The organism is Bradyrhizobium sp. UFLA05-153, assembly GCF_054185185.1.
In genome coordinates, this window is sequence record NZ_JBBIAM010000012.1 from 17,722 (window position 1) to 33,125 (window position 15,404).

The 15,404-nt window shown below is 63.5% G+C and carries 14 protein-coding genes; 10 read left to right on the plus strand and 4 right to left on the minus strand.

Annotated features, from left to right (window positions below):
- The first annotated feature begins 8 nt into the window (after positions 1-8).
- The gene (locus Q2941_RS09795) at positions 9-689 is read left to right on the plus strand and encodes a redoxin family protein (RefSeq protein ID WP_458192320.1); all 681 of its coding nucleotides are present in this window, start codon (positions 9-11) and stop codon (positions 687-689) included.
- A 10-nt stretch (positions 690-699) separates the two neighbouring features.
- Here the strand turns inward: Q2941_RS09795 and Q2941_RS09800 are convergent, their stop codons facing one another.
- Positions 700-1,536: a uroporphyrinogen-III synthase gene (locus Q2941_RS09800; RefSeq protein ID WP_458192321.1), complete on the minus strand. Its 837-nt coding sequence runs from the start codon at positions 1,534-1,536 to the stop codon at positions 700-702.
- A gap of 140 nt (positions 1,537-1,676) precedes the next feature.
- Between Q2941_RS09800 and purU the strand changes: the two genes are divergently transcribed.
- Positions 1,677-2,540, plus strand: a complete 864-nt coding sequence (gene purU, locus Q2941_RS09805; RefSeq protein WP_027528560.1) for a formyltetrahydrofolate deformylase — start codon at positions 1,677-1,679, stop codon at positions 2,538-2,540.
- A gap of 95 nt (positions 2,541-2,635) precedes the next feature.
- On the opposite strand, the gene Q2941_RS09810 is transcribed toward purU, so the two are convergent.
- Positions 2,636-2,923, minus strand: coding sequence for a hypothetical protein (locus tag Q2941_RS09810; RefSeq protein WP_035665413.1), 288 nt, complete (start codon positions 2,921-2,923; stop codon positions 2,636-2,638).
- A 593-nt stretch (positions 2,924-3,516) separates the two neighbouring features.
- Between Q2941_RS09810 and Q2941_RS09815 the strand changes: the two genes are divergently transcribed.
- The 6 genes from Q2941_RS09815 (at position 3,517) to Q2941_RS09840 (ending at position 9,403) form a co-directional block, all read left to right on the plus strand.
- Positions 3,517-4,695, plus strand: coding sequence for an ABC transporter substrate-binding protein (locus Q2941_RS09815; RefSeq protein ID WP_027528562.1), 1,179 nt, complete (start codon positions 3,517-3,519; stop codon positions 4,693-4,695).
- A gap of 159 nt (positions 4,696-4,854) precedes the next feature.
- Complete coding sequence (locus Q2941_RS09820) at positions 4,855-5,724, plus strand: branched-chain amino acid ABC transporter permease (protein WP_027528563.1); 870 nt, start codon at positions 4,855-4,857, stop codon at positions 5,722-5,724.
- An 8-nt stretch (positions 5,725-5,732) separates the two neighbouring features.
- A complete protein-coding gene (locus tag Q2941_RS09825) occupies positions 5,733-6,761 on the plus strand; it encodes a branched-chain amino acid ABC transporter permease (protein WP_027528564.1) in 1,029 nt (342 codons plus the stop codon).
- Complete coding sequence (locus Q2941_RS09830) at positions 6,758-7,513, plus strand: ABC transporter ATP-binding protein (protein WP_458192322.1); 756 nt, start codon at positions 6,758-6,760, stop codon at positions 7,511-7,513. Before Q2941_RS09825 ends, Q2941_RS09830 begins: the two co-directional genes overlap by 4 nt.
- A complete protein-coding gene (locus tag Q2941_RS09835; RefSeq protein ID WP_254111564.1) occupies positions 7,506-8,222 on the plus strand; it encodes an ABC transporter ATP-binding protein in 717 nt (238 codons plus the stop codon). Before Q2941_RS09830 ends, Q2941_RS09835 begins: the two co-directional genes overlap by 8 nt.
- 62 nt (positions 8,223-8,284) lie before the next feature.
- The gene (locus Q2941_RS09840) at positions 8,285-9,403 is read left to right on the plus strand and encodes a cobalamin-independent methionine synthase II family protein (protein ID WP_458192323.1); all 1,119 of its coding nucleotides are present in this window, start codon (positions 8,285-8,287) and stop codon (positions 9,401-9,403) included.
- Between the two features lie 176 nt (positions 9,404-9,579).
- Here Q2941_RS09840 and Q2941_RS09845 read toward each other — a convergent pair whose 3' ends face one another.
- Positions 9,580-11,301 (minus strand): caspase family protein, encoded by a 1,722-nt coding sequence (locus Q2941_RS09845; RefSeq protein ID WP_458192324.1) that lies wholly within the window; start codon positions 11,299-11,301, stop codon positions 9,580-9,582.
- Between the two features lie 94 nt (positions 11,302-11,395).
- Positions 11,396-12,484 carry an aspartyl protease family protein gene (locus tag Q2941_RS09850; RefSeq protein WP_458192365.1) on the minus strand — a complete coding sequence of 363 codons (1,089 nt, stop codon included), beginning with the start codon at positions 12,482-12,484 and terminating at the stop codon, positions 11,396-11,398.
- A 227-nt stretch (positions 12,485-12,711) separates the two neighbouring features.
- Here Q2941_RS09850 and Q2941_RS09855 point away from each other — a divergent pair, with 227 nt between their 5' ends.
- Together Q2941_RS09855 and metK are read left to right on the plus strand one after the other, a co-directional pair.
- Positions 12,712-14,067 (plus strand): hypothetical protein, encoded by a 1,356-nt coding sequence (locus Q2941_RS09855; RefSeq protein WP_458192325.1) that lies wholly within the window; start codon positions 12,712-12,714, stop codon positions 14,065-14,067.
- A gap of 60 nt (positions 14,068-14,127) precedes the next feature.
- The gene (gene metK, locus Q2941_RS09860; protein WP_458192326.1) at positions 14,128-15,324 is read left to right on the plus strand and encodes a methionine adenosyltransferase; all 1,197 of its coding nucleotides are present in this window, start codon (positions 14,128-14,130) and stop codon (positions 15,322-15,324) included.
- The last annotated feature ends 80 nt before the right edge of the window (positions 15,325-15,404 follow it).

Sequence of the window (15,404 nt, forward strand, 5' to 3'; positions counted from 1 at the left end):
GTTCAACCATGTCAGACCGCCATGTCGATGGACCACTTCAGCCCGGCGATCGCGCACCGAACGTCGTGTTGGACGCCATCACGCGCGAAGGAAAGGTCGCGCTCGAAGATTTCCGCGGGCATAGTCCGATCTTGGTCGGCCTGTTTCGAGGCCTGCACTGCCCGTTCTGCCGGCGCCATATCGCCGCACAGGCGCAGCTTGACGCAGCCCTGCGCGAGAAGGGCGTCGAAAGCCTCACGGTCGTCAATACGCCGATCGAACGCGCGCGGCTCTACTTCCGCTACCATCCGTTGCCCAACCTTCTTGCCGCGTCGGACCCCGAGCGGGTCTCGCACCGCGCGTTTGGCCTGCCCAATGTCGAGTTCACGCAGAACGAGACCGAGTGGCCGCGCAAGGTGGGCATCGACGTGGTTCTGAGCATGCCAGTCAATATGCCCGGCGAATTGCCCGGCCCGATGAACCGGCCGGCGGCCGCCGAGTACCTCAACAACAAGGACGGCTACGAGATGACCGAAGCCGATCAGCGCATGGCCGCGGCCGGCACGGGCCAGCTATTCGGCCAGTTCCTGCTCGATCGGCAGGGGATCGTGCGTTGGACGTTTACCGAGGTCCCCGACGGTGGCCAGCGCATGTTCGGAGCCCCGAACCCGCAGGAGTTGATGTCGGCCGCCTCGCAGGTGGCAGGCTAGCGTCTGACGATCAACCCGCCACCTTCGGCCGTTTCTCTGCGAGCGCCGCCGCCATCGCCGAGATCAGCGGGCGCATGAAATAGTGGTCTTCCACCGGCGCGACGTCGGTGCGCAAGCCGTGGGCCGCGAGCTCGCCGGAGACAGCCGGGCCCACCGACGCGATCAGCGTCCGCTCGAACCCTGCGCGCAGGCGCGCCTCGCTGCCATGCGCCTTCGCGGCTTCGATCAAGCGGCGGACCTGGCCAAGATTGGTGAGTGCGATGGCGTCGATCCGCCCTTCCGCCATCTCGTCGATCGCAGTGACGATATTCGCATCCGCCGCCTTTGGATCGTAGACGTAAGGCAACACGGTATCGACTTCAGCACCCTGCGCCTCGAGCGAGCCGATCAGCGCGCTGTGATCCTTGTCAGGATAGAGCTGCAGGCCGAGGCGATGCCGCCCGAGGTCGATCTTCGCCAGCATCTCGATCACGCCCTCGGTGGTCGGCTTCTCCGTGGTCTGCTGCGAATCCAGCCCAATCTCGCGCAGGGCACGTCCAGGCTTCGGTCCGCGAGTGAATTTTCGCGATTTGGCAAGCGCCTCGACAAGCGCCTGGTCGATCCCACGCTCGCGCGCGAGCTTGATCATCCGCCGCAGGCCTTCGCCGGTCATCAGCACGAGGTCGTCGAACGGCCTGTCGATACAGCGTCGGATCCAGGCCTCGACCGGCGCGGGATCCGGCGCATCGTGAATGGCGAACATCGGGCATTGCACGACATCGGCGCCCTGTTCGGCGAGAAGCTTGGAGAATTGGGCCTCCTCGCGCGTTTCCAGGATCAGGATGCGGTAGCCGTTCAGCCGGTCCATGGTCGGGCCTCAGTTTGGAATTGCAATGTTACGTTCATCCTGACTCCGGTCTTGGGATTGGCGCAAGGCCGGCTCCGGTGATAGAGCAGGACGCAAATCGGCCTGTTCCGCTTCATTTGCCCAAACCTTCATCAACGCTCATGCCCGACCAGCAATATGTTCTGACGCTCTCCTGTCCGGATCGCCCCGGCATCGTCTCGGCGGTGTCGACTTTCCTTGCCCATAACGGACAGAACATTCTCGACGCCCAGCAGTTCGACGACATCGAGACCAAGAATTTCTTCATGCGGGTGGTGTTCACGGCGGCCGATCTCGCCGTCGAGCTGTCGGCCTTGCAGACCGGTTTCGCCGCGATCGCGGAGCGCTTCGGCATGGAGTGGCAGATGCGCGACCGCGCCGCGCATCGCCGCGTGATGCTGCTGGTGTCGAAGTCCGACCACTGCCTGGTCGACATCCTCTATCGCTGGCGCACCGGCGAATTGCCGATGACGCTCGCAGCGATCGTCTCCAACCATCCGCGCGAGGTCTATGCCGGGCTCGATTTCGGCGGCATCCCGTTCCACCATCTGCCGATCACTAGGGAGACCAAGCGCGAGCAGGAGGCGCAGATCCTCGAACTCGTCGCCAAGACCGCGACCGATCTCGTGGTGCTCGCCCGCTACATGCAGATCCTGTCGGACGATCTCTCGGCAAAACTCTCCGGCCGCTGCATCAACATCCACCACTCGTTCCTGCCGGGTTTCAAGGGCGCGAAACCCTATCACCAGGCGCATGAGCGCGGCGTCAAGCTGATCGGCGCGACCGCGCATTACGTCACGCGCGACCTCGACGAGGGACCGATCATCGACCAGGACGTCGAGCGCATCAGTCATCGCGACACGCCCGAGGATCTCGTCCGCAAGGGCCGCGACATCGAAAGGCGCGTGCTTGCGCGCGCGATCCGCTACCATCTCGACGACCGCGTCATCCTCAACGGCCGCAAGACCGTTGTGTTCGTGGATTAGTCGGCCGTCGTTCCGGGGCGCGCGAAGCGCGAACCCGGAACCTCGAGATTCCGGGTTCGATGCTGACGCATCGCCCCGGAATGACGATTTGCGGCTCAATGCACCGCGTCGCTGGACGTGGAGCCCGTGGCGCCTTTCTGCGCCTGCTCTTCCTTTTCGCGATCCGCAGCCGGCATCATCCGCTTGCGTTCACGCTCCTTCATCCAGGCGTCGTATTGCGGCGTGCCAGGGCGCGGAGGTGCGTCGGCCGGCAGGCCGCCGGCCCAGTGCGGAACGTAGTCGCCCATCCCAGCGGAAAGCTTCTCGTTGACGGTGCCGCAGCCTGCAAGGCCGGAAGCCAGCAGGGCGGCTGCGGCAGCAATCGAAAGCGAGTGGAAACGCATGGGTATCTTCTAAGGCGATGCCGGATCAGGCGCGGTGACGGGACGCCGGATGGCGCCAGCGGCGGACTCTAGCGCTTCAACAGGTAAAATTGGCTTATTCGAAGACGTGTTTCATCTGTATACAGCAATGGTATTTTGGTACGATAATTCGGCTCTTGAAGCGTCCTTCCCAGCTGGTATGTATACATAGCGTATTCACTGAAGCTGAACGGTAAAGCGTATCGGCGTGTTCAAATTCTGCAAATGAAAGGCGCAATTCTCCATCCACGCCGCGGCGGGGCTTCTTAGAGTGTCGGCCCCAGTTCGCGACAAATTGGCTGTCGCAGCGACGGGGTTTTTCGTTGACAAGACCATTTTATTTGTACAAGCGTACAAATCGTCGAAAGACCAATAACTGGTAACAAATACCGTGGAAATCGGGCCGTGTTGTCCCGGGTCGCATCGTCCGGCTTGCGCCGAACGTTCGATTGACAACAGGGGCGCGAAAGACGCCTTGTGGCCCCCGCCACATGGTCCGGTCTGAGTTATGGTGAGGCAAGAGCCGGGTACTCGGTTCAGGGCGCAAGAGAAGGAAGAAGGGGAGGGACATTTTGATGTTCGGACGTCGCAGATTGTCATGGGTCGCCACGCTCGCGGCCGTCGCAGGCCTCGTGGCCGCCACGGCCGCCAGGGCTGAAGATACCGTGAAGGTCGGCCTGATCCTGCCGATGACCGGCGGCCAGGCCTCGACCGGCAAGCAGATCGAGAACGCGATCAAGCTCTACATGCAGCAGAAGGGCGACACCGTCGCCGGCAAGAAGGTCGAGATCGTCGTCAAGGACGACGCCGCGATTCCCGACAAGACCAAGACGGCCGCGCAGGAACTGATCGTCAACGACAAGGTCAATTTCATCGCCGGTTTCGGCGTGACGCCGGCGGCGCTTGCCGCTGCGCCGCTCGCCACCCAGGCCAAGATTCCGGAAGTCGTGATGGCGGCCGGCACCTCGATCATCACCGAGCGCTCGCCCTACATCGTGCGCACCAGCTTCACGCTGGCGCAGTCCTCGACGATCATCGGCGACTGGGCGGTGAAGAACGGCATCAAGAAGGTGGCGACGCTGACCTCGGACTACGCGCCGGGCAATGACGCGCTCAACTTCTTCAAGGAGCACTTTGTCGCCGGCGGCGGCGAGGTGGTCGAAGAGGTCAAGGTGCCGCTCGCCAACCCCGACTTCGCGCCATTCCTCCAGCGCATGAAGGACGCAAAACCCGACGCGATCTTCGTGTTCGTGCCGGCCGGCCAGGGCGGCAACTTCATGAAGCAGTATGCCGAACGTGGACTCGACAAGGCCGGAATCAAGGTGATCGGGCCGGGCGACGTCACCGACGACGATCTCCTCAACAACATGGGCGATGCCGTGCTCGGCACCGTGACCGCGCATCTCTACTCTGCGGCGCATCCCTCGCAGATGAACAAGGATTTCGTCGCGGCCTACAAGAAGGCCTTCGGTACCCGCCCGGGCTTCATGGCGGTGAGCGGCTATGACGGCATCCATTTGATCTACGAGGCTCTGAAGAAGACGAATGGCGACACCGACGGCACCAAGCTGATCGAGGCCATGAAGGGCCAGAAGTGGGAGAGCCCGCGCGGTCCGATCTCGATCGATCCCGAGACCCGCGACATCGTGCAGAACATCTACATCCGGAAGGTCGAGAAGGTCGACGGCGAGCTTTACAACGTCGAATTCCAGACCTTCGAGGCCGTCAAGGATCTCGGCAAGACCAAGAAGTGACGCGCGAGGCGCGCGTCACCCCGGGGCGCGCCTTGGCGCGAACCTCAGATGCGCAATTGCGCATCGGGGGATCTCGAAGTTGTTGAAATGAGATTCCGGGTTCAGCGCTCACGCGCTGCCCCGGAATGACGAGCGTCTACCAGGATCAATCAACTTCCGATGACCGCAATCCTCACCAACCTGTTCGATGGCGTTGCCTACGGCATGCTGCTGTTCGTGCTCGCCTGCGGGCTCGCGGTCACGCTCGGCCTGATGAATTTCGTCAATCTCGCCCATGGCGCCTTTGCAATGGCAGGCGGTTACATCTGCGCCGTGCTGGTCAACCAGCAGGGCTGGCCGTTCTTCGCCGCACTGCCGCTCGCCTTCGTCTCCGCCGCGGCAATCGGCATCGTGCTGGAGCGAACGCTCTACCGCCACCTCTATACGCGCAGCCATCTCGACCAGGTGCTGTTCACCATTGGTCTTACGTTCATGTCGGTCGCGGCCGTTGACTACATCCAGGGCTCGTCGCGCGTCTTCATCAACCTGCCGGCCGCGTTGCAGGGCCAGTTCGACCTGTTCGGCGTTGGCATCGGCCGCTACCGCTTGATGATCATCATCATCTGCGGGCTCCTCACCATCGCGCTTCAGCTCGTGCTGGCCAAGACGCGTTTCGGCAGCCGTTTGCGCGCCGCCGTCGACGATCCGCGCGCGGCGAGCGGCCTCGGCATCAACGTGCCGCAGGTGTTCGCCTTCACCTTTGCGTTCGGCTGCGGCCTCGCCGGCCTCGGCGGCGCGCTGAGCGCGGAGATTCTCGGGCTTGATCCGTACTTCCCGCTGAAATTCATGATCTACTTCCTGATCGTGGTCACCGTCGGCGGCTCCTCCTCAATTACCGGTCCATTTCTGGCTTCGCTTCTGCTCGGCATTGGCGACGTCGCCGGCAAGTATTACGTGCCGAAGATGGGCCCCTTCGTGATCTACACCATGATGATCGTGATCCTGATCTGGCGCCCGAACGGCCTGTTCGGCCGCACGGCTGCGCGTTGAGTAATCCGATGAGCGCTGCATCCGACGTCGGTTATCACGCCCAGCGCCATGCGCGCTGGCACTATGGCGAAGTCGCCTTCTGGCTCATCGTGCTGGCCTGCGGCTTCGTGTTTCCCTCGCGCTATCTCATCATGACCGACATCGTGCGGCTTGCGTTGTTTGCGATGTCGCTCGATCTCATCCTTGGTTATGCCGGTATCGTCTCGCTCGGCCATGCCGCCTTCTTCGGCGTCGGCGCCTATGGCGCGGGGCTTCTTGCGCTGCACGGGATTATCAACGAGCCCGTGATTGCGCTCGTTGTCGCCGGTCTTGCGGCGATGGTGCTGGGGTTTGCCACCAGCTTCCTCGTCATCCGCGGCGTCGACCTGACCCGTCTCATGGTGACGCTCGGCATCGCATTGCTGCTTGAAGCGCTCGCCGAACGATTCTCCAACATCACCGGCGGCACCGACGGCTTGCAAGGCATCGAGATGCAGCCGATCTTCGGAACGCTTGCCTTCGACATGTTCGGCAAGACCGGGTTCTTCTATTCGGTCGCCGTCCTGTTCGTCCTGTTTCTGCTCGCGCGCCGCATCGTGCATTCACCGTTCGGCCTGTCGCTGCGCGCCATCAAGAACAATCCGCTGCGGGCCGCCGCCATCGGCATTCCGGTCAACCGCCGCCTGATCGCGATCTATACGCTTGCCGCGTTCTATGCCGGCATTGCCGGCGCGTTGTTCACCCAGACCACCGCGATCGCCTCGCTCGACGTGTTCGCTTTCGAGCGCTCGGCCGATCTCATGCTGGTGCTCGTCATCGGCGGCACCGGCTATCTCTATGGCGGGCTGATCGGCGCGGTCATATTCCGCATCCTCCAGGAATGGTTCTCCACCATCACCCCGCAATATTGGCAGTTCTGGATCGGCCTCGTGCTGGTCGTGATCGTGCTGGTTGGGCGCCAGCGGCTGCACCGCTGGGTGCTGTTCGTGCCGAACCTGATCATCAAGCAGGTCGCCGGTCGCAAGGCGGTCGTCGCCGTGCCGGAGGGCGATGCATGACCATCCCGCTCGAAACCAAAAATCTCGAAAAGACCTTCGGTGGCCTGCGCGTGACGCGCGACCTGTCGCTGAAAATCGAGCAGGGCGCCCGACATGCGCTGATCGGACCAAACGGCGCCGGCAAGACCACGGTGATCAACCAGCTCACCGGCGTGCTCAAGCCGAACTCGGGGCGTATCCTGCTCGAAGGCCAGGACATCACCGATCTGCCTGTGCACAAGCGCGTGCTGCGCGGCCTGTCGCGTACCTTCCAGATCAATCAGCTCTATCCCGACTTGACAGCGCTCGAAACGATCGGCCTCGCCGTCTCCGAACGCCTCGGCCATGGCGGCGACTGGTGGCGGCGCATGGGTACCCGTGACGACGTCAATGGCGAGATCGCCGAGCTCCTCAAACACTTCCATTTGCTCGACGTCATGAACGAGCAGACCGTGACGTTGCCCTACGGCAAGCAGCGCCTGCTCGAGATCGCGGTCGCAATCGCGGCCAAGCCGCGCGTGCTGTTGCTGGACGAGCCCGCCGCGGGCGTGCCCGAGAGCGAGCGCCACGACATCCTTGCCGTGGTCGCAGCGCTGCCCCGCGACGTCACCGTGCTCCTGATCGAGCATGACATGGATCTCGTCTTCTCCTTCGCTGACCGCATCTCGGTGCTGGTCTCGGGCGCGCTGCTCACCGAGGGCCCGCCCGACCAGGTCGCGCGCGATCCGCAGGTCAAGGCCGTCTATCTCGGCGAGGAGGCGGTCAATGTCTGACCTGCTCGCAATCGAATCCCTGCGCGCCGGCTATGGCGAGGCGGTGGTGCTGCCCAACATGTCCCTGCGCCTCGCCGAGGGGCAGGTGCTCGCGCTGTTGGGCCGGAACGGCACCGGCAAGACCACGCTGATCAACTCCATCGTCGGCGTCACCCGACGCTTTTCCGGCTCGGTCGCGCTCGCCGGCACCGACGTCACCTCGCTGCGGCCCGACCAGCGCGCGCGCGCCGGCATCGGCTGGGTGCCGCAGGAGCGCAACATCTTCCGCTCGCTTACGGTGGAAGAGAACATGACCGCCGTGGCGCAGCCCGGCCTCTGGACGGTCGAGAAGGTCTACGAGATGTTCCCGCGGCTGAAGGAGCGGCGGAGCAACTTTGGCAACCAGCTCTCCGGCGGTGAGCAGCAGATGCTGGCGATCGGCCGCGCGCTGACCCTCAATCCCAAGGTGCTGCTTTTGGACGAGCCGACCGAGGGCCTTGCGCCCATCATCGTCGAGGAGCTTCTGAAAGCGATCGGGACCATCACCCGGGCCGGCGGCATTTGCTCGATCATCGTCGAGCAGAACGCCCAAAAGATTCTGGGGCTTGCCGACCGCGTTGTGATATTGGAGCGCGGAACGATCGTCCACGACGCCCCGAGCGCCGCGCTGAAGGCCGACCCGTCGGTCCTCGAGCGCCATCTGGGCGTCGCCGGAGCGGCCGCCCATTAGTCTGTCTGACGCGTTTTCTTCACACGAACCGAAAACGCTCTGGAAAATTCGGGAGTGAACCAATGCAGCGAACCAAAGCCCCCTTCCGCGCCGACGAGGTCGGCAGCCTCCTGCGTCCGGCCAAGATCAAGGAAGCCCGCGCCAAGCTGGAGAAGGGCGAGATCTCGGCCGATGATCTGCGCAAGATCGAGGACATGGAGATCGAGAAGGTCGTGCACAAGCAGGCCTCGATCGGCTTGAAGCTCGCGACCGACGGCGAATTCCGCCGCTCCTGGTGGCACTTCGACTTCTTGGCGAAGCTCACCGGCTGCGAAATGTTCCACCCGGACACAGGCATCCAGTTCGCGGGCGTCGAGACGCGGCATGACGCGGTGCGGGTGATCGGCAAGCTCGACTTTCCCGACCACCACCCGATGCTCGACCACTTCAAGTTCCTGAAGAAGTATGCCGACCAGGCCCACGTTACCGCCAAGATGACGATCCCCTCGCCGGCGGTGCTGCATTTCCGCGGCGGCCGCAAGGCGATCTCCAAGGACGTCTACCCCGATCTCGATGCCTTCTACGAGGATCTCGGCAAGACCTACCGCAAGGCGGTCAAGGCGTTCTACGATGCCGGCTGCCGCTATCTCCAGTTCGACGACACCGTGTGGGCCTATCTCTGCTCGCAGGACGAATTGAAGAAGGCGCGCGAGCGCGGCGACAATCCGGATGGTCTCCAGCAAATCTACGCGCGCATCATCAACTACGCGCTGGCCGAGAAGCCCGCGGACATGGTGGTGACGACCCATGTCTGCCGCGGCAATTTCCGCTCGACCTGGATCTCCTCGGGCGGCTACGAGCCGGTGGCCGAGACCATGCTCGCCGGCACCAACTATGACGGCTACTTCCTGGAATATGACTCAGACCGCGCCGGCGGCTTCGAGCCGCTGCGCTTCTTGCCCAAGGGCAACAAGGTCGTCGTGGTCGGCGTCATCACCTCGAAGTTCGGCGAGCTCGAGAAGAAGGACGACATCAAGCGCCGTCTGGAAGAAGCCGCCAAGTTCGCGCCGCTGGAGCAGCTCGCTCTCTCCCCGCAATGTGGCTTCGCCTCGACCGAGGAAGGCAACATCCTCTCCGAGGAAGAGCAGTGGGCCAAGCTGAGCCTGGCGGTCGAGATCGCGAAGGAAGTGTGGGGCAATTAAGACCCGCTAGCTCGCTGTCATTCCCCGCGAAAGCGGGGAATCCAGTACGCCGCGGCTTCTCCGTGCCTCTCGCTGTCTCTGGAATACTGGGCGGTTTCAACCGGTCAAGCCGGGCGATGACAACTGAGCGTGTCGCGGATAGCGCGGCGTTCCTGACCGACGGCGCACTCACACCCTCACTTCTCCGCCAGATAAACCTCGCCCAGCAGCGACGAGTTCGACCACGGCACCTGCTTGTTCTTGGTGGACGAGACGACCTCAGCACGCACCCGCGTCAGCATCTGCTGCACCTCGAGCCCTGGCGTGCCGATATGGCGGGAGAGGGCGGACGAGAAAGGCGAGTTGGCGCCTTCGCCGTCGAGCGCAACCTGGCCCGGCGCCGTGGCGAATGCGATCAGCGTGCCGGCCCCTAACGTCGCGCCGGCACCGAGACTCGCCGGCGCTGCGAGACCAGAGGCGCCTTCGATACCGCGATTGGCGCTGGCGGCAGCGACCTGCGGCGCCATCGGGTTGTTGCGGCAGGCATCGAAGATCAGGATGTTGGTGCGGACCTGATCGTCGAGGCCGGCCATGATCGTGTCCATGTCGATCATCGCCTCCGTCATGTTGGCGCCCGCTTTGAGTTCGACGTCGATCGGGATGAGATAGTTGCGGCCGTCGATCTGCACACCGTGGCCGGCGTAGTAGACCACCGTGACCTGCGCCCGCGCCGCATCGCGCAGGAAGTCGCGCGTCATCTTCTGCATCGTCGCGCGGTCGAGGTCGATGCCCTCCGACACCGTGAAGCCGATGTCACGCAGGCTCTTCGCGACTGCGCGCGCATCGTTGGGCGGATTAGGCAGCGCCTTGACGTGGGCATAGGCGCCGTTGCCGATTATCAGCGCCATGCGCTTGCCGCGGCCTGCCGGAGTGGGCGAGGGCGAAGGCGCCGTGCTCGCCTGCTGCTGCCCTGAGGGCGCCGTCGTCTGCTGCGCGGTCGAGGTCGGCGCATCGCGCGGCGTCGGCACGGTTGTGTCTGATAGCAGGGACAGTCGCACCTTGGCTGTCGCCTGGTTGGACTTGCTGCCGGCGTCCGACGCCGTGACGCCGAGCGCGCCCTTGTAGTCCTCCTTGGCGTGTGCGTAATCGCCCTTGGCCTCGTAGGCGAGCCCGCGAAACGTATAGGCCGAGATCAGCACGCTGTTCGGCGGCGTCATGATGTTGACCGGCGGCTTGTCCTTGGCGAGCCGGATCGCCTCCGTGCCGTCGGCGATGGCGCGATCGAACTCGCCCTTGGCGCGCCAGATCGTGGTCCGGTGCACCAAAGGCTGCGACAGGCTGGGGTCGAGCCTGATCGCCTGGTTGATGTCGGCGAGCGCGCCGTCGAGGTCGCCGAGCGCCTTCTTACAGTTGCCGCGGTTTTGGTAGGAGAATGCCGATTTCGGATCGGCCTTGATCGCAGCATCAAAATCCGCGATCGCCTTAGCGTACTCCTTCTTGCCCTGATAGGCGTTGCCGCGGTTGTGGAAGATGATTCCGCTCGGCGGCCCAAGCTTTAGCGCATCGTCGAAATCGGCGATCGCGATGTCGTACTCGCCTTTGTCGAAATAGGCCGAGCCGCGCAGGTTGTAGACCGCCTGGCTCGGCTCCAGGCGGATCGCTTCGGTCGCATCCGCGATGACCTTCGCGTAATCGCCCTTCTTGTTCCAGCCCACCGCGCGCCAGAAATAGACGGTGGCGAGCTGTCCGCCCTTGAACACCTTCAGCGCGATGATCTTGTTGCAGGCGTCGATCTGCTGGTCGGCCGGCGTGGTGTCGGTGGTGCAGAGCGGACCGAGCTGCGCGCGGCTTTGCGCGAAGGAGGGGGCGGACCAGGCGGAGGCAAAGAGCAGGCAGAACGCGACGAGCAAACGACGCATGAAGGCCTCGGGAATGCGGAAATGAAACAGATCGTCCGTGTGTTTGTCGCCACCGTGGGACGGGCGGTTCAGTCCGGGTGCCGCGCCGCAGGCCTTACCTCTTCGGCTGGCGGGTGCGGACCTCGATGAAGCCGCCGGCCATCTGCACGTCGAACCGAGACAGGAAGCTCATGCCGAGCAGGCCGTCGATGCCGGGGCCATAGCTCTTGTCGTCCACGGTCTGGATCGCGATCGGGACGTTGCTTGCCTCCAGCTTGCCGAGCGCGATCTTGTCGGCCCTGGCGAGCCTGGCTTTGGTTTGCCCATTGGCCGTCACGAGAGTGATCTCGCTGGAGCCGGCATCGGGGATTTTGGCCCGGCCGGCGAAGGCGGATTTCACGGACACATAGCTGGCACCGGTGTCGAGGATGAACATGCCTGACACGCCGTTGATCTGGGCCTTGACGGTGAGAACGTTCTTCTGGCCGTGGAGCGGAAAGGTTTCCTTTCGAAGCGCGGTTGATGCGATACAGTTTCCCTGGCTTTCGTAGTCGGCGATGATCTTTCGGGTCTGGCTCGTATCGCGATTCATCGGATCGAGCGCAATCCACGTATTGATCGGCGCAGTCGCTTCGCAGAACTGCTTGAGCGCCGCATAGGCACCGGCCATGCGCAGAAAGACACGGCTCGATATCGTTTTCTTGTCCGCACCATAGAGCTCGATCGCATCCGAGTAATCGGCAAGCGCGCGGTGGTAGTCGCCGACGCCCTCCAGCGCAACGCCTCGCAGATAGTGCGCCTCGCGATTTGATGGCGCGCGCCGCATGAATTCGTCGGCGACCTCGACCGCTTTCGGATAGTCGGTCAGCTTCAGATAGATGTCGATCGACCGGTGCAGAGCGGTCAGCGGTGCACCGCAGTTCTTGACGAACTTATAAAGCCCATCGGCGGCCTGTCGCCGGTAGCCGAGCTTATCCAGCATCAGTGCGAGATCGGCGATGCTCTTCTGGTCGCACGGCTCACGCTTGAGCTCTTCCAGACGCAGCCAGACATAGGGATCGCGCGCGGCCTGGACCGGCAGGGACCCGATGCGTTCATAGACCGTTGCAAACACCTCGTCGGGATTCTCGTCCAGATAGCCTGCGCGCGCGCTGGCCAATAGTGCCGCAAAAAGACACGCGGCCAGCCAAAACGACCTGAACATATCCACCCCGAACATCCCCGTACGTTACGTATACTGGGAAGTGTGCGCGCTGCCAAACGCACGATAGGGATGTTTGGGGGCGACCCCGCGGGGCCGGCCGTATGAAGCTCAGGAGCGGGCGGGAAGCCCCTCATTCGGAAGTGGAGCAATTCCAGAGGGTATTCCCTGAGTGGGCAGAATTTGCTATGCGATCGAACCCAACATCGCTGCCCACCACCGTCCCACCCATGAAGAACGACGAAATCCTCAGCCAGATCACCGAGTTCTGCCGCAAGGCGGACATGGCGGAATCGACCTTTGGCCGGCGCGCGGTGAACGATGGGAAGCTGGTGCAGCGCCTGCGCGAGGGGAAGCGCATCACCATCGACACGCTCGAGCGGATCCAGGCCTATATGGCCGCATCGATGACCGGGGGCCTGCCACCGCCGCGAGGGCTTCAGGTGCCGCCGGAGAAGCGCGATCCGCGCGGTAATTTCCGCTTCTTCGAGAACCGGCAGAAATACCTGCTGTTCGTCCATACCTGCAGCGAGAAGCGCGTGGTCGCCGAGCGCGTGGCGCTCGAGCTCACCAGCATCCATCCGCGCCCGCCGGCCCTGCGCATATTCGACGCGGGCGTCGGCGACGGCACTGTGCTGGCGCGGGTCCTGCGCGCCACGCACCAGCGCTTTCCGCACATGCCGTTCTATGTCGCCGGCAAGGAGCTCAGTCTCGAGGACCTGCGCCTGACGCTGGAGAAGGTGCCGGACCGCATTTTCGAGCATCCGGCGTCGGTTTTCGTCTTTACCAACATGTTCTACTCGGAGGCGCCCTGGCTGACGCCGGCATCGCCCGCCGCGGCGGCCGCCACCGTCTGGCACGAGGTTCCGCTGCGGGGCGCTTCCTCGGGAGAGTTCGAACAGCAGATCGCCGAGCTGAGGCCGTTCCTGGAGCAGAACTGGCGCGCCGCGATCAGCCCGCGCACGGCCATGCCGCTCTACGAGCGGCCCGTCGTCCTCGTGCTGTATCGCGAAGATCACAGATTCCTGCTGGATTCGACCATTCCGCGGCCGGGCCAGACCGAGGCCAATTTCGACCTCGTTATTGCATCCCAGCCATACCGCGCCCTGTCCTCGGTTAATTTTCGGGCAAAGCGGATCATTGCACCTCTGGCGCGGGCATTGCGACCGGGGGGGCGCCTGATCGGAATTCACTCTCATGGTCACGATCCCGGCATGGAAATGATCCAGGCGATCTGGCCTGGAGAAAATCCTTTCGCGGTGAGCCGTCATGAGCTATTGCGCGCTGTTAAGTATGAGCTCGGATCGTTGGGCCGCGACCTTAATTTTAATGCATATGCTGATAACCGTTCGATCTTCAGGTATGATATGGAAGCGCTGCCCAACGAGGTGACCGGGACCATCGGAACCTCGACAGCCTTTGCAGCGTGGAATGCGGCGGTGTATGTCGCTCAGATTGAGGACGACCGATTGACAGAAATGACTCAAAACGGCCGCACTCTGGATGCCGCCAGGGACGTGCTGCGCAAACACAACGGGCTCTGGTTTTACGACGAATCCTACGTCATCTCGCGCCGGCGTGACTGACATAATCCAAAAGTAAACATCGCAAACGACCGCCCAACGGGGCGGGACAAGGGGTTACTGATGCGAGCGTCCTATCTCTTCACCAGCGAGTCCGTATCTGAAGGCCATCCGGACAAGGTCTGCGACCGGATCTCCGATGAGATCGTCGATCTGTTCTACCGCGAGGGGCCGAAAGCCGGCATCGACCCGTGGCAGATCCGCGCCGCCTGCGAAACGCTTGCGACCACCAACAAGGTCGTGATCGCGGGCGAGACCCGTGGTCCCGCATCGGTCACCAACGAGCAGATCGAGAGCGTCGTGCGCGGCGCGATCAAGGACATCGGCTACGAGCAGGAAGGTTTTCACTGGAAGACCGCGGATATCGAGATCCTGCTGCATCCGCAGTCGGCCGACATCGCGCAGGGCGTCGATGCGCTTCAGCCGGGCGAGGTCAAGGAGGAGGGCGCGGGCGACCAGGGCATCATGTTCGGTTACGCCACCAACGAGACGCCCGACCTGATGCCGGCGCCGATCTTCTACGCCCACAAGATCCTGCGGCTGATCTCCGAAGCGCGCCACTCCGGCCGCGAGAAGGTCTTGGGCCCGGACTCCAAGAGCCAGGTCACCGTGCAGTACGAGAACGGCAAGCCGGTCGGCGTGCGCGAGATCGTGGTCTCGCACCAGCATCTGGTCGAGGACATCTCGTCCACGCAGATTCGCGACATCGTCGAGCCCTATGTGCGCGAGGCGCTGCCGAAGGATTGGATCAACGGCAAGACCATCTGGCACATCAACCCGACCGGCAAGTTCTACATCGGCGGTCCCGACGGCGACACCGGCCTGACCGGCCGCAAGATCATCGTCGACACCTACGGCGGCGCGGCCCCGCATGGCGGCGGCGCGTTCTCCGGCAAGGACCCGACCAAGGTCGACCGTTCGGCCGCTTACGCAGCGCGCTATCTCGCCAAGAACATCGTGGCCGCAGGGCTCGCTGATCGCTGCACGCTCCAGCTCGCTTACGCCATCGGCGTGGCGCGGCCGCTGTCGATCTACATCGATACGCATGGCACCGGTAAGGTCTCCGAGGACAAGCTCGAGAAGGCCGCAGCCGAAGTGATGGACCTGACTCCGCGCGGCATCCGCAGCCATCTCGACCTCAACCGTCCGATCTACGCGCGCACCTCGTCCTACGGCCATTTCGGCCGGACGCCCGACAATGAAGGCGGCTTCTCGTGGGAGAAGACCGACCTCGTCGAGCCGTTCAAGCGCGCGGTCTGATCAATTCCGTCATTCCGGGGCGCCGCGCCAGCGGCGAACCCGGAATCTCGAACCTCTGGATTCCGGGTTCGCGCGTTTCA

Bases quoted from the DNA above. Each gene is read 5' to 3' on its own strand.
- Q2941_RS09795 (WP_458192320.1), top strand. From the start codon at position 9: ATGTCAGACCGCCATGTCGATGGACCACTTCAGCCCGGCGATCGCGCA.
- Q2941_RS09800 (WP_458192321.1), bottom strand. From the start codon at position 1,536: ATGGACCGGCTGAACGGCTACCGCATCCTGATCCTGGAAACGCGCGAG.
- purU (WP_027528560.1), top strand. From the start codon at position 1,677: ATGCCCGACCAGCAATATGTTCTGACGCTCTCCTGTCCGGATCGCCCC.
- Q2941_RS09810 (WP_035665413.1), bottom strand. From the start codon at position 2,923: ATGCGTTTCCACTCGCTTTCGATTGCTGCCGCAGCCGCCCTGCTGGCT.
- Q2941_RS09815 (WP_027528562.1), top strand. From the start codon at position 3,517: ATGTTCGGACGTCGCAGATTGTCATGGGTCGCCACGCTCGCGGCCGTC.
- Q2941_RS09820 (WP_027528563.1), top strand. From the start codon at position 4,855: ATGACCGCAATCCTCACCAACCTGTTCGATGGCGTTGCCTACGGCATG.
- Q2941_RS09825 (WP_027528564.1), top strand. From the start codon at position 5,733: ATGAGCGCTGCATCCGACGTCGGTTATCACGCCCAGCGCCATGCGCGC.
- Q2941_RS09830 (WP_458192322.1), top strand. From the start codon at position 6,758: ATGACCATCCCGCTCGAAACCAAAAATCTCGAAAAGACCTTCGGTGGC.
- Q2941_RS09835 (WP_254111564.1), top strand. From the start codon at position 7,506: ATGTCTGACCTGCTCGCAATCGAATCCCTGCGCGCCGGCTATGGCGAG.
- Q2941_RS09840 (WP_458192323.1), top strand. From the start codon at position 8,285: ATGCAGCGAACCAAAGCCCCCTTCCGCGCCGACGAGGTCGGCAGCCTC.
- Q2941_RS09845 (WP_458192324.1), bottom strand. From the start codon at position 11,301: ATGCGTCGTTTGCTCGTCGCGTTCTGCCTGCTCTTTGCCTCCGCCTGG.
- Q2941_RS09850 (WP_458192365.1), bottom strand. From the start codon at position 12,484: ATGTTCAGGTCGTTTTGGCTGGCCGCGTGTCTTTTTGCGGCACTATTG.
- Q2941_RS09855 (WP_458192325.1), top strand. From the start codon at position 12,712: ATGAAGAACGACGAAATCCTCAGCCAGATCACCGAGTTCTGCCGCAAG.
- metK (WP_458192326.1), top strand. From the start codon at position 14,128: ATGCGAGCGTCCTATCTCTTCACCAGCGAGTCCGTATCTGAAGGCCAT.